Source organism: Kribbella sp. NPDC055071, assembly GCF_053608045.1.
This window is the reverse complement of sequence record NZ_JBSGUS010000005.1, coordinates 203,055-215,732: the sequence shown is the minus strand read 5'-3', so window position 1 is coordinate 215,732 and position 12,678 is coordinate 203,055. Positions and strand designations below refer to the sequence as shown.

Annotated in this window: 12 protein-coding genes, 2 pseudogenes and 1 riboswitch; of the genes and pseudogenes, 5 read left to right on the top strand and 9 right to left on the bottom strand. The window is 68.0% G+C overall.

Annotated elements, in window-relative coordinates:
* Positions 1-7 precede the first annotated feature (7 nt).
* Positions 8-793 (top strand): DNA-formamidopyrimidine glycosylase family protein, encoded by a 786-nt coding sequence (locus ACWF4Z_RS11365; protein ID WP_452242874.1) that lies wholly within the window; start codon positions 8-10, stop codon positions 791-793.
* A gap of 192 nt (positions 794-985) precedes the next feature.
* Positions 986-1,447, top strand: coding sequence for a DUF4262 domain-containing protein (locus ACWF4Z_RS11360; protein WP_452242873.1), 462 nt, complete (start codon positions 986-988; stop codon positions 1,445-1,447).
* Between the two features lie 149 nt (positions 1,448-1,596).
* On the opposite strand, the gene ACWF4Z_RS11355 is transcribed toward ACWF4Z_RS11360, so the two are convergent.
* The 8 genes and pseudogenes from ACWF4Z_RS11355 to ACWF4Z_RS11320 all read right to left on the bottom strand — a co-directional run bounded on the left by ACWF4Z_RS11355 (position 1,597) and on the right by ACWF4Z_RS11320 (position 9,646).
* A complete protein-coding gene (locus ACWF4Z_RS11355) occupies positions 1,597-1,887 on the bottom strand; it encodes a helix-turn-helix domain-containing protein (protein WP_137254617.1) in 291 nt (96 codons plus the stop codon).
* A 163-nt stretch (positions 1,888-2,050) separates the two neighbouring features.
* Positions 2,051-2,554 carry a CinA family protein gene (locus tag ACWF4Z_RS11350; protein WP_452242872.1) on the bottom strand — a complete coding sequence of 168 codons (504 nt, stop codon included), beginning with the start codon at positions 2,552-2,554 and terminating at the stop codon, positions 2,051-2,053.
* Between the two features lie 13 nt (positions 2,555-2,567).
* Entirely contained in the window at positions 2,568-3,194 is a 627-nt protein-coding gene (pgsA, locus tag ACWF4Z_RS11345; protein WP_452242871.1) for a CDP-diacylglycerol--glycerol-3-phosphate 3-phosphatidyltransferase, read from the bottom strand.
* Positions 3,191-4,123, bottom strand: a pseudogene (locus ACWF4Z_RS11340) (radical SAM protein); the annotation flags it as partial. The gene pgsA and the pseudogene ACWF4Z_RS11340, both read right to left, overlap by 4 nt.
* A gap of 381 nt (positions 4,124-4,504) precedes the next feature.
* Positions 4,505-5,050, bottom strand: a pseudogene (locus ACWF4Z_RS11335) (MiaB/RimO family radical SAM methylthiotransferase); the annotation flags it as partial.
* A 491-nt stretch (positions 5,051-5,541) separates the two neighbouring features.
* Positions 5,542-6,300, bottom strand: a complete 759-nt coding sequence (locus ACWF4Z_RS11330; RefSeq protein ID WP_452242870.1) for a RodZ domain-containing protein — start codon at positions 6,298-6,300, stop codon at positions 5,542-5,544.
* Between the two features lie 139 nt (positions 6,301-6,439).
* Positions 6,440-7,006, bottom strand: coding sequence for a hypothetical protein (locus ACWF4Z_RS11325; protein ID WP_452242869.1), 567 nt, complete (start codon positions 7,004-7,006; stop codon positions 6,440-6,442).
* Between the two features lie 3 nt (positions 7,007-7,009).
* Positions 7,010-9,646 (bottom strand): DNA translocase FtsK 4TM domain-containing protein, encoded by a 2,637-nt coding sequence (locus ACWF4Z_RS11320; RefSeq protein WP_452242868.1) that lies wholly within the window; start codon positions 9,644-9,646, stop codon positions 7,010-7,012.
* A gap of 143 nt (positions 9,647-9,789) precedes the next feature.
* Between ACWF4Z_RS11320 and ACWF4Z_RS11315 the strand changes: the two genes are divergently transcribed.
* The 3 genes from ACWF4Z_RS11315 to ACWF4Z_RS11305 are packed head-to-tail and all read left to right on the top strand — an operon-like array spanning position 9,790 to position 11,787.
* Entirely contained in the window at positions 9,790-10,125 is a 336-nt protein-coding gene (locus ACWF4Z_RS11315) for a PadR family transcriptional regulator (RefSeq protein ID WP_452242867.1), read from the top strand.
* Positions 10,122-10,910, top strand: coding sequence for a hypothetical protein (locus ACWF4Z_RS11310; protein WP_452242866.1), 789 nt, complete (start codon positions 10,122-10,124; stop codon positions 10,908-10,910). Before ACWF4Z_RS11315 ends, ACWF4Z_RS11310 begins: the two co-directional genes overlap by 4 nt.
* A gap of 49 nt (positions 10,911-10,959) precedes the next feature.
* Positions 10,960-11,787, top strand: a complete 828-nt coding sequence (locus tag ACWF4Z_RS11305; RefSeq protein ID WP_452242865.1) for a DUF4184 family protein — start codon at positions 10,960-10,962, stop codon at positions 11,785-11,787.
* Here the strand turns inward: ACWF4Z_RS11305 and ACWF4Z_RS11300 are convergent.
* Positions 11,720-12,439 carry a hypothetical protein gene (locus ACWF4Z_RS11300; protein ID WP_452242864.1) on the bottom strand — a complete coding sequence of 240 codons (720 nt, stop codon included), beginning with the start codon at positions 12,437-12,439 and terminating at the stop codon, positions 11,720-11,722. The two genes, ACWF4Z_RS11305 and ACWF4Z_RS11300, sit on opposite strands and share 68 nt — an antisense overlap.
* Positions 12,440-12,555: 116 nt before the next feature.
* Positions 12,556-12,669, top strand: a riboswitch (SAM riboswitch).
* The last annotated feature ends 9 nt before the right edge of the window (positions 12,670-12,678 follow it).

Sequence of the window (12,678 nt, the reverse complement as noted above, 5' to 3'; positions counted from 1 at the left end):
GCGAGCGATGCCTGAGGGAGACACCGTCTGGAGAGCCTGCAAGCGCCTGAACCAGGCGCTCGGCGGCCAGGAGCTGATCCGGACGGACTTCCGCGTGCCCGCGCTGGCCACGACCGATCTCAGCGGCCGGACGATGCTGGAGGTTGTTGCCCGCGGCAAGCATCTGCTGATGCGGATATCTGGCGGACTGACCCTGCACAGTCATTTCCGGATGGACGGGAGCTGGCATCTGTATCGACCCGGCGAGCGCCGGCACGGTGGACCTGATCACCAGATCCGCGCCGTTCTCGAGACGGCACCGTGGACTGCGGTGGGCTATCGGCTGCCAGTGCTCGATCTCATCGCGACCGATGCCGAGGACACCGTGGTCGGCCATCTCGGGCCGGATCTGCTGTCGCCGTCGTTCGATCGCGACCTGGCGATCGCCAACGTCGAGGCGGACCCGGAGCGGACGGTCAGCGAGGCATTACTGGATCAACGGAATCTGGCCGGGATCGGCAACTTCTACCGCAACGAGGTCTGCTTCCTGCTCGGTCTGCATCCGTGGCGGGCTGTCTCCACAGTGGACGTGCCCGCGGCGGTCGACCTCAGCCGACGGCTGATGAAGGCCAACCTGCGCAACGCGGCACAGGTGAGCACCGGCGTCGACCGGCCCGGCCAGCGGTCCTGGGTCTTCGAGCGCCCCGGCAAGCCCTGCCGCCGGTGCCGTACGACGATCCTGACCGCTATGCTCGGCGAGCCACCCCGGGATCGGGTCACGTACTGGTGCCCCGCCTGCCAACCCGAGAGCTGAACTCCCCACTGTTGGCCTTTGCCGGCGACTCACCGTTGGCCGTTGGCTCCCCTCTTCGCCGGCGACTGACCTCTTGGCCGTTGACTCACTCTCCGGCCGCCGAAACTGGCCTGTGGACAACGCCGCCACGGGGCGGAACACGGATATCTTCTCTGGCGTATCGAACATTTGTTCGAGTGAGAGGAGAGTCCGATGTGCGACAGGTGCGGCGGCGTGACCCATGAGGGCTACATCCGGCAGATCGAGAAGAACATCCAGACCTACGGCTGGTCGATGCAGTACGTCGAAGGCGACGGCGGGCGTAATCCGGCGTTCGCGTACTCCCTCGGGCTCAGCCTGCAGAGGCATCCGGAGATCATCGTCTTCGATACGGACGCGGACTGGTCCTATCGGGGGATCAAACCGCTGGCCTGGGCGGTGATGGAGGGGGCGGTCTTCGACGAGGGCGACGACCTGTCCGAGTTCTTCCCGCCGCCGGATCCGGCCGAGCTGCTCCGCTTCCCCGATTCGGCGACGCATCTCTACACGGCGAACTACCTGTTCCGCCAGTCGGGCCATCCTCCGATTCCGGCGCTACAGCTCATCTGGCCGAGCCGCGTAGGTCTGATTCAGCCGGCAACGACCAGCCATACCCCGGACGGAGGCTCTCGATGATGTGTCAGCTCGCCACTCTCAACAAGCGACACGCGCGATATGTCCAGCCAGCACGACGCGCCAGCATTCATCGCGCCGACGCCGGGCTCGCAAACGTTCACCAATGCCCGGTCGGTGCGATTCACCTGGCCTACACGGAGTGCGGGCGGTCAGGCGGCGGAGGCGACGACCTCGGGCTCGATCGTCGGGTGAGCCAGGACAAGGGCCTCTTCACGGGCCAGGTCCTCGCTCACTTCGGCGAAGACCGTGGAAAGCGGCACGTCCAGAGCCGTGCAGATTGCCGCCAGCAGCTCACTGGAGGCTTCCTTCTGACCACGCTCGACCTCGGACAGGTATCCAAGGCTGACGCGGGCGTCGGCGGATACCTCGCGGAGGGTGCGCCCCTGGCGCAGCCGCTTACGCCGCAGGACGTCGCCCAGCAGGCCACGAACCAGCACCATGAGGTTTCTCCCTTCCGCCTGTCCAGTCGTTTCTACACGCACGGTAGCTCGACCGTAGGAACCAACGGTACCCGTTGCTGGGTCACTACTCCTCGCAATGTCCACCTTCGGTGCGTTGCGCCAGTCTGCCCTACCTGTTCCCATGCTGGTCTCAACACGCCGATCAGTCGAGTTCTTCCGTCACCAGCGCCAGTCCGAGTTCCAGAACAGCCGCTACGCTCCCCCGGCGGACATTTGCCCGGTCGCCGGTCAGTTGTAGCTTCCGCACCTGCACAGACCCCGGTCCGGCCGCCGCTACGTACACAGTGCCGGCCTGGATACCGGCTTGGGGGTCTGGGCCTGCCACGCCGGTCGTTGCGAGCCCGTAGGTGGCCTCTAGCCGCTCTCGGACCCCTGTGGCCAGTGCAGCGGCCGTGTCCGGATGGACTGGCCCCACAGCGGCCAGTAGGTCCTCAGGCACGCCCGCAAGCTTGGCCTTCAGGTCAGTCGCGTAGACGACCACACCGCCTCGGTAGACCGCCGACACGCCCGGCACGTCAGTCAGAGCGCCTCCGACCATTCCACCGGTCAGAGACTCAGCAGTGGCGACCGTCTCGCCACGCTGCTTCAAAACCGCGACGAGTCGCTCTAATACCGCCTTGAGATCCCCGTCGACCGCGTCCGCCATCAGAGTCGCACCTCTACGGCAGCGGCCGTTTGGCCGCGGCGCGGAGGCGGACGGCTCTCCCGACGTAGTCGAGGCCGGTGACGATGGTGACGATGACGGCGGCGGCCATGATCGCGACGGCTGTCCAGTGCAGGATCGCGACCGATTGCCACGGGAGGAGGTACAGGCCGAGCGCGATCGCTTGGAGGACCGTCTTCAGCTTGCCACCGCGGCTGGCCGGCATCACACCGTGCCGGATCACCCAGAAGCGGAGGGCGGTCACACCCCACTCGCGGACCAGCACGACCACGGTGACCCACCACGGGAGTTCACCGAGATACGACAGGCCGATGAAGGCGGCGCCGGTGAGTGCCTTGTCGGCGATCGGGTCGGCGATCTTGCCGAAGTTGGTGACCAGGTTCCAGCGGCGCGCGATGTCTCCGTCGAAGCGGTCGGTCACGATCGCGACCACGAATGCTGCGGTGGCGAGGAGTCGGTTGCCGTCACCGGCGCCGGCATCGCGCAGCAGCAGCCAGACGAACAGCGGGACCAGGACGAGCCGGAGGACGGTCAGCGCGTTCGGCACGTTCCAGGCGCTGGGCGCGTGGAGGTGCCCGGCGCCTGGAACATTCCGGGCCGGATTCGTCGGAGGGTTGGTCACGCGGTCAGATTAGCCGCCGGACGGCTGCCCTGGGGGCTCACGAGTGCCGCGAACTCGGCGATCAGGTCGACGCCGTCGCTCCCGACCACCTTCGCCGACACCAGATCACCGACCCGGGTGCCTTCGGGGAGCCCCGTCACTGTCGTCGAGCCGTCGACCTCGGGGCCTTGGTGTGCGGCGCGACCTTCCGCGACGCGGGCGTCCACGTGAGATGCGTCGTCGTCGGTGTCCAGGGATTCGATCAGCACCTCGAGGAGTTCACCGATGCGCGATTCGGCGCGGGCGGAGGTGACATCTTCGGCGAGGCGGGTGACGCGGTCGAGGCGTTCGGCGATGGTGTCTTCGTCGAGTTTCGCGTCGTACGTCTCGGCTTCGGTGCCGTCCTCGTCGGAGTAGCCGAAGACACCGATCGCGTCGAGGCCGGCGCGGGACAGGAAGTCGCAGAGGATGTCGACGTCGTCCTCGGTCTCGCCGGGGAAGCCGACGATGACGTTGCTGCGGATGCCTGCCGTCGGGGCCTGGGCGCGGACCTGGGCGATGAGCTCGAGGAACCGTTCGGCGTCACCGAAGCGGCGCATCCGGCGGAGCAGCGGACCGGAGGCGTGCTGGAACGAGAGGTCGAAGTACGGGACGACGCCGGGGGTCGAGGTCATCGCGGTAACGAGCGTGGGACGCATCTCTGCGGGCTGGAGGTAGGAGATGCGGGTGCGGATGATGCCGGGGACGGCGGCGATCTCGCCGGCCAGGGTTTCCAGCAGACGCAGGTCGCCAAGGTCCTTGCCGTAGGAGGTGGAGTTCTCGGAGACGAGGAACAGTTCGCGTACGCCGTTCTCGGCGAGCCACTCGGCCTCACGCAGCACCTCGGCGGGGCGGCGGGAGACGAAGGCACCGCGGAACATCGGGATCGCGCAGAACGCACAGCGGCGGTCACAACCGGACGCGAGCTTCAGCGGAGCCATCGGGCCACCGTCGAGCCGGCGACGCACGACCCGCGGCCCACTCGCAGGCGCGGCCGCGAGGTCTGGAGCGTCGATGGTCAGCTCCTCCGGCTTGCCCGTGACGAACCGACCCTTCAACCCCCGAGGCGCATCGGCCGCGGCCGAGCCTGCAACTGCCCCTGATCCGTCTGCCGCGAGAGCACCGTCGACTGCGAGAGCACCCTCGGCCACGTGCCGCAACTGCGACGGGATGTAATCACCAACGATGCCGTCGCCGGAGCTGTACTTGCCGCGAGTTGAGCTGGCGCCGGGGTCGGCTCCGGTCAGCGCAGGGTTGCCGGCGTTTGAGTTGTTGTCGCCGTGGGCGGAGATGCGCTCGCTGCGGCTGAGAGCCGGGGCGCTCTGGCCCGCGCTGTGGTCGGGGTGTGTGGGGGCGGGGGTTTGGTCGCCGTGGCCGGGGAGGGAGACGCCTTGGGTGGTGGCTCGGTCGGCGGGGGCCAGGGGAAGGAGTTTGCGGCGGTCGCGCGGGACGTGGGGTTGGTGCTTGGTGCCGGCGAGGATCGAGCGGAGGCGGTCGGAGATGTCCGCGTAGTCGTCGAAGCTCAGGACGGCGTCGGTCTCCGGGAGTGCGTCGGCGAGTTGGTTGCCGTAGCGCTCGGCCAGGCAGCCCACCGCTACAACGGCCTGGGTGCGGCCGGATTCCTTGTAGTCGGCTGCGGCGAGCAGTGTGTCGACGGAGTCCTTCTTCGCGGCCTCGACGAATCCGCAGGTGTTCACCACCACGGTGTCCGCCTCGGCGGCATCCTCGACGAGCTTGAACCCGCCGGCCTCGAGCCGGCCGGCCAGTTCCTCGGAGTCGACATCGTTGCGGGCACAGCCCAGCGTGACCAGGGCGACGGTGGTGGGTGGCGTAGTCATCCCTCCGAGTATGACGCGCCGCCCAGCCCCCCACCTAACCCGACAACCGTGATCCACCCGCTGAGGTCCTTCGACGGCATCCTTCCGGGCCAGGCCGTCAAGCAGCACAAGTTAGCCGGCCGGCTAACCCGGTGAAGGTGAATCCCCACGCTGAGGTCCTTGGTCAGGCCCAGGTGGGGTGTGTGGGCGAGCGGCAGAAGTTCGCCCGCGGCTAGCCCGGGCGAACTTCCACGCTGAGGTCTTGGTCGGGTCCTGTTCGGGTGGGCGGTCAAAGCGCAGAAGGTCGCCGGTCGGTTAGCCCGGTGAAGGTGATTCACGCGCTGAGGTTCCAGGTCAGGGTCCTGGGAGGTGAGCGGTGAGGCGGTGGAAGTTCGTCGGGCACCAAACTCGGGAGGTGACTTCTGCGAGCCTCCGGAGGTGATCTGTGCGGCCTCGGGGAGGTGGTCTTTGCAGCCTCGCGCAGGTGATTTGCGGGTGGCTGGTGGGGTGGGTTAGGTGGTGGGGTTTTTGGTTAGGGTGCCGTTGGGGTGGGCGGTGAAGCGGTAGAAGGTTGTGGTGCGGCGTTGGCCGTTGAGGGTGACGATGAGGTTGGCGGGGTTGCCGACGGTGATGCGGATGTCGCTCGCGCTCGTCACGGACTGGGCGATTCCGGAGCCGAGGTGGCCCTGGAAGAGGCGGTTGCCCTTCTTGTCGCGGACGGTCAGGTAGGTGCCGTTGCCCTTGGCCGTCAGCGTGAGCACCGTCTTCAGGACCGGCGGCTTCTTCGACGGTTTGGTGGTCGGCTTGACCGTGGGTTTGGGGGTCGGCTTGGGCGCCGGTGTGGTGACGGTCGCGGTGGTGGTCGCGGACTTCGAGGCGTTGGCCTCGATGTCGCTGGGCAGTGTGAAGAGGCGAACCACCCCCCAGCCCATCAGGATGACCAGGATCGCGCCGACCACGACGGCCCAGCGCGGACGGGCCGGGCGCAGGTTCGGGCCCTTGGCGGCGGCGCGCTCCTCGCGGCGCGACTTCTCCTCCTCGACGGCCTGCTCGGCGTCGAAGCTCGCGATCAGTGGAGCGGGGTCGGCCTTGATCACCCGGGCGATCGCGCGGATGTGACCACGCGCGTAGAAGTTGCCGCCACAGCGGGAGAAGTCGTCGGCCTCCATGGCGACGAGCAGCCCGGTTCTGATCCGCGTCGCCGCGCTCAGCTGCTCGATCGTCATGTCGGCCCGTTCACGGGCCGTCGTGAGCTCGCTGCCGATGCTCACGTCCCCACCGTCCTCTCCATCGCCCGACCGAACTCCCCGAACCGCCGGCGGCGTCGACATCGTCGAGCCGACAAGCGGGACCGCCGACATCACGTCAACGGCAATTCAACGTCTCAGGTGCGACGGGGTCACGGAAAGGTCAGATTTGTTCCCTGACTGGACATCTGGCATCCGCCAGCATGTGCAGCGCCTGTACCACTTCCCCGTTCGACGGCCGAGCCGTCAACCCGAACGGTACCGCGAGCGAGGACCCGGTCAGTCGACGGTTGGCATCGGTCGTCTTGCGGGTAGAACTCGGCATCGCACTCAGAACCGGCCCGGGATCCACCAAATGAACGGCAATCCGGCCGTCGTCCAGCGGATGACGGCGTTGCAGCACCGTCACCTCCTCGATGTCTTCCCACCGAGTACCGACCCATTCGTTGCCGATTCGCAACCGGATGCCCACGTCGTCGGCGACCAGCATGTCCCCGACCGTCAGTGCCCGGGCACAAATCACGGCCAGTACGGCGAACGCCGCCGCCACGATCCATCGCAGTACGCCGGTCGGACTGGTGGATGCCGAAGCGGCGAACCCGATCGCAACCAGGGCCGCGCCGACGGCCAGTCCACCATGCACCCGCTGGGAGGCGCGCACGGTGAAGGGCACGGGCTTGGGGTCGAGGTCGAAATGGTCCTGCCTGGGCAGTGCGCTCGCCGCGGTCACGGGTCACTCTCCTCGGAGGGTGGAGATGAAGTCCTCTAGATCATCCGGTTTCACCAGCACGTCGCGGGCCTTCGAACCTTCGCTGGGACCGACGACGCCACGGCTCTCCAGGATGTCCATCAGCCGGCCGGCCTTCGCGAAGCCGACGCGGAGCTTGCGCTGCAGCATCGACGTCGAGCCGAACTGGGTGGAGACGATCAGCTCGGCGGCCTGTACGACCAGGTCGAGGTCGTCGCCGATCTCGTCGTCGAGGTCCTTGCTCGGTCCGGCCACGACGGTGACGTCCTCGCGGTACGTCGGCTCGAGCTGCGTCTTGCAGTGCTCGACGACGCCCCGGATCTCGGACTCCGTCACCCAGGCGCCCTGGATACGCATCGGCTTGCTCGCGCCCATCGGCAGGAACAGACCGTCACCCTGGCCGACCAGTTTCTCCGCGCCGGGCTGGTCGAGGATGACGCGGCTGTCGGCCAGCGACGAGGTCGCGAAGGCCAGCCGCGACGGCACGTTCGCCTTGATCAGACCGGTCACGACGTCCACCGACGGCCGCTGAGTCGCAAGGACCAGGTGGATACCGGCGGCGCGGGCGAGCTGCGTGATGCGGACGATCGAGTCCTCGACGTCGCGCGGTGCGACCATCATCAGGTCGGCGAGCTCGTCGACGATCACCAGCAGATACGGGTACGGCGTGAGCACGCGCTCGGACCCTGGTGGCGGCTTCACCTTGCCGGTTCGGACCGCCTTGTTGAAGTCGTCGACGTGCCGGAACCCGAAGGCAGCGAGGTCGTCGTACCGCATGTCCATCTCGCGGACGACCCACTGCAGCGCCTCGGCCGCCTTCTTCGCGTTGGTGATGATCGGCGTGATCAGGTGCGGGATGCCCTCGTAGTTGTTCAGCTCGACCCGCTTGGGGTCGACCAGGATCATCCGCACCTCGTCCGGCGTCGACCGCATCAGCACCGAGGTGATGAGCGAGTTGACGAACGACGACTTACCCGAGCCGGTCGCGCCCGCGACCAGCAGGTGCGGCATCTTCGCCATGTTCGCGACCACGAAGCCGCCCTCGACGTCCTTGCCGAGTCCGGCCACCATCGGGTGGTGATCGTTGCGCGCGGTGGCCGAGCGGATCACGTCGCCGAGGCTGACGATCTCCTTGTCGGTGTTGGGGATCTCGATACCGATCGCGGACTTCCCCGGGATCGGCGACAGGATCCGCACGTCGGCCGACGCGACCGCGTAGGCGATGTTCTTCGAGAGCGCGGTGACCTTCTCGACCTTCACCGCCGAGCCGAGCTCGACCTCGTACCGGGTGACTGTCGGGCCACGCGTGTAGCCGGTGACCTGCGCGTCGATCCCGAACTGGTCGAACACCTCGGTCAGCCGGTCGACGACCTGGTCGGACGCCTTGGTCCGTGCCTTGTGCACCGAACCGGGCTTGAGGATCTGCCCGTCCGGAAGTGTGTAGGTGATGTCGCCGGAGAGGCTGAGCTGCTCCACCCGCTGTGGCAGCGGCGTGTGCGGCGGTGGCTCAGGCGGCGAGTCCTGCTTCGCCGGCAGGGCTACAACAGACGCGGCAGCCGCACCGGCGTCCGCGTCCGCGTCGACGTCGTAGGCGTCCTCGTCTGGAGCTACTGCAGCCTTGGTCTTGCGCCCGCGCTTGGAGATCTCGCGTCCCTCGAGCACTGGCGAGTCGTACGGCTTGACGGTCGGCTCGCCGTCCTCCTCGTCGGAAGCAGAGCCGCCCGCGGCCGCCTTGGCCCGACGCTCCTTGCGGGTCAGGCGAACGGTGTCATCGGTCGGTGCTGCCACGACCGACGGTGCGTCCTCCGGCAGCGCCGTACGTCCCATCAGTACGTCGAACGCCGCGCGGAACCGCAGCGGGATCGCGTACACCGGGGTGCCCGTGATGACGAGCGCACCGAAGATCGAGAGCAGCACCAGCAGCGGGGCGGCGACGTACTGCGTGAGCAGGTCCGACAGCAGGGACGAGACGACGTACCCGATCGCGCCGCCGGCGTCCTGCAGTGGGGCGTCGGCCGGGTTGCTCGGTCGGGGCAGGCCGTTGGCGATGTGCACCAGGCCGAGCACGCCGAGGGAGACTGCGGTCCAGCCGATCACCTGGCGTCCGGCCGGGCCGTTGCGGTCCGGGTGGCGCAGGGTGCGGATCGCGACGAACAGCAGCATCAGTGGGACGGCCCAGCCGAGCATGCCGACGCTGCCACCGACGACGGTGCGGATGCCGTTACCGACGGCGCCGGGGAGGTGCCACCAGATCGCGGCGGCCACCACGACGGCCAGACCGATCAGGAACAGGCCGCCACCGTCGCGGCGGTGCTCCGGGTCGAGGTCACGCGCGCCGTTGCCGATGCCGCGGACCATGCTGCCGATCAGGTGCGCGATGCCTATCCAGACCTTCACCACGCCGCGGCCGACAGCGATCATGGCGGCCGCGAACGGGCCCGCCCCGGTGGATTTGGGCGTGCTGGTCCGCGCGGCGGAGGAACCTCCGGAGCGCTTCGAGCTCTGCCCACGCTTCTGGGCGCCGGACGGCCGGGAGCGTCCACCAGCCGCCGAACGGGCCGTGCTCGGCCGTTTGGCTGCCGACTTCTGCGCCCGCGCCGGGGAAGACGTGCGGGTCGCCATATCCACCAGGCTACCCCGACTACCACTCGAGTCCCACGTGTCACACGCCGATCACGCTGCCCCATCCGTAGCATCACAGGCCCCAACCGCCTCAACCGGAGCGCGAACTCCCCACTGTCCGTTGGACGGAATATTCTGTTCGCATGACTGACCGAGGGATGCAGGAGCTGGCGTTGCTGTTGCTGACGGCACTCGCGAACGAGTCGCGGCACGGCTATGCGATCGCCCAGGAGGTCAAGTCGATCACGGACGGCCGGGTGACGCCGCGGACCGGCGCGCTGTACGGCGCGTTGGACCGGCTGATGGCCGACGGCCTGATCGAGGTGGAGCGTGAGGAGATCGTGGACGGCCGGGCGCGCCGGATCTTCGCACTGACCGCTACCGGGCGAGTGCGTCTCGAGGCGGAGGCCGAGCGGCTGGCCGCGACCGCCCGCGAGGTCCGGCGGCGGCTGGCCACCGGGACGGCGCCTGCCACGTGACCGATCCCCTTCTCCGGCTGTATCCGGCCGGCTACCGAGCCGCGCACGGCCGCGAGATCCTCGACGTCCACCGCGAGCTCACGACGGATCTGCCACGCATCGGGAGGCTGCTGGCGGACGTGGACCTGATCGCCCACGCTCTGCGCGTCCGGCTCGGACTGGATTCCGCCTCAACCGCAGGGCGGTTCTTCGCACTCGCAGCGCCGTTCGCGCTGGCCGCAACGGCGTCGTACGGCGGAATCCACCTGATGCGCTGGTACGCCGGAGTCGCGATCTCACCGGGACCGACCTGGAGCCAACTGATCACGATTGACGCTCCGCAGGCGCTCAACGTGCTGTTCCTGGCGATGGCGGCCGTGGGCGCATCGATGGCGCTGATCAGGTGGTGGCGGCAGGGCATGGTCGTGGCTGTGATCGGATTGCTGGGCTTCGCCGTCGAGTGGACAGCAAAGCCGGCGTTGTACGACGACGGCCCGTTCCAGGCGATCGCGGCCGTCCTGACCGCGGCCGTGCTCGTTGCCGGCCCTCCCGATCGCCGTGGCGACCGGAAGGTGGTCGCCGGAGCCATGGCGGCCATCGCCTGGTTCCCCGCCGCGCTGGTGCTGACCAGGGGTTTCGTGGTGAGCACGGACTACGGCACCTGGCCCCTGCTGGTCGCTGCCGTCACCGGCTGCGTTCTTGCACTGCGCGAGCGGGCGGCGCTGGTAGCGGTGGCTGTGGCTGTGGCATCGCCGTTGTTGCTGGCGCACGCCCTGACGAATGGCTGGTTCGCAATAGTCCGTTGAAGTGAGTATTCTCTGCTACGTACTATCCGCGCGCAGAGAAGATCCTCAGATGCCCTTCACCCTGGCCCACCCGGCCGCAGTGCTGCCGCTCATGCGTCGGCCGTTCGTCCCGGCAGCCCTGGTCGCGGGCGCAATGGCGCCGGATGTGCCGTACTTCGCCGGCGTCTCCGCCACCAGCGCGGGTGATTGGTACGAACCGTTCGTCAACGCCACCCACACCCACTCACTCAGCGGCGTGCCGATCGACCTGCTGTACGCCGTCCTGCTGGCGTCCGCATGGTGGTTCGTCCAGGCGCCAGTCGCCAAAGCGGTGGGCATCAGCCCCCAAACGCCGGACCGCCCGAAGAACATCCAGTACGTCGGCTGGCTGATCGTGTCCGCTCTGATCGGCATCGCCACGCATCTGCTCTGGGATGCGCTGACCGACCTCGACTTCCTGCCGAGCCGGTTGCTGCAGTACGCGAGTACGGCGTTCGGTCTCGTCGTTGTCGGCTGGTACCTCTGGAAGCACCGCAAACCTTCGAGAGGGCTGCAGCGTGTCGTGGTCACACTGCTGCTTGCGGTGCCGGTGCTAGGAGGACTCGCCCTGGTCCACCACGACTACAACGCCTACCGGACCACGACCGTCGTTGACTACAGCCACCCGACCACGGTTGACGAGGGCAACGGAGTCACCAGTACGACGTACCCCGAGACGACGCTCAAAGCCTCGTGGGGTGCCGTCGCCGAAGGAGTACTCACCGGAGCAGCGAAACGGGCAGGCGCCTCGTTCGCGATCGCCCTGCTGCTCTACGCGGCCGGATGGCACCTCACCACTGGTTGGCGCCGACTGCGGCCAAGTAGCGAAGGCTCTGTTTCGCCCACTCCCGCGGATTGACGTCCAGGCGACCCGCCCAGGACGGGTCCTTCTCGCCTCGCAGCCAGGCATACCGACCCAGGGCGTAGCCGTAGATCGCCTCGGTCAGGTAGCCGAGGCGGCTGGTCCCGTAGTGAGTCTCGTTGCGATAGACGTCGAAGGCGGCGTTCGCACTGAAGATGCCGTATCCGAAGAAGACCGTGAAGAGGTCGGTCAAGGGTTCGCCGTCGCGGCGGTCCTTGTCGATCCGGCCCTCCCCCAGCAGGCGTTCGTGGCCCAGTTCGTGCGCCAATGTGGCAACGAGCGCGACCGGCCGCAAGGCCTGTTTCATGTCGACCGCCACCACGGTCACGCCGTCGCGCTGCCGCCAATGCGCGATCGCGCCGCTGGACGCACGGTTGACCATCGGCAGGTTGTCGAGGAGCTCCACCGGCTCGAGCTCCAGCCGCACACGGCCCGCAGGAACCTCCAGGTCGTCGCACAGCTTCAGAAACACGGCCCGTACGTCGTCCTCCGAGCCGCTGTAGCCGGCCGGGAACCACGACGCCTCGGGTACGACGACCGGCCGCCGCAGAGCCTTGTCCCCGAACTCCGTGACGAACCAGTCGAGCGACTCGTCGATCCACAGCCGCTCGGTCTCACCGACCGGGCAGTCAGCCTTCTTCCACCACATGCCCGATCGGACGCGGCACTCCCCCGATTGGTTGCGATCTCATCATGCGTCTGCATATCTCAGTAAATGAGATCGGACTGGCGTTGACCGTGGCCCGTTCGTTACCGTTCTCGGCAGGTCATGAGTGCCAGCGTCAAGCCCCGGCTCGCTGGCCGGCAACCCTCCTCCGCGGTGGGGTGCCCCGGATGAAGACCAGGCCGTGCGGATACGCCGCTCGGCAAGCGCGGATTTCCTGGGAG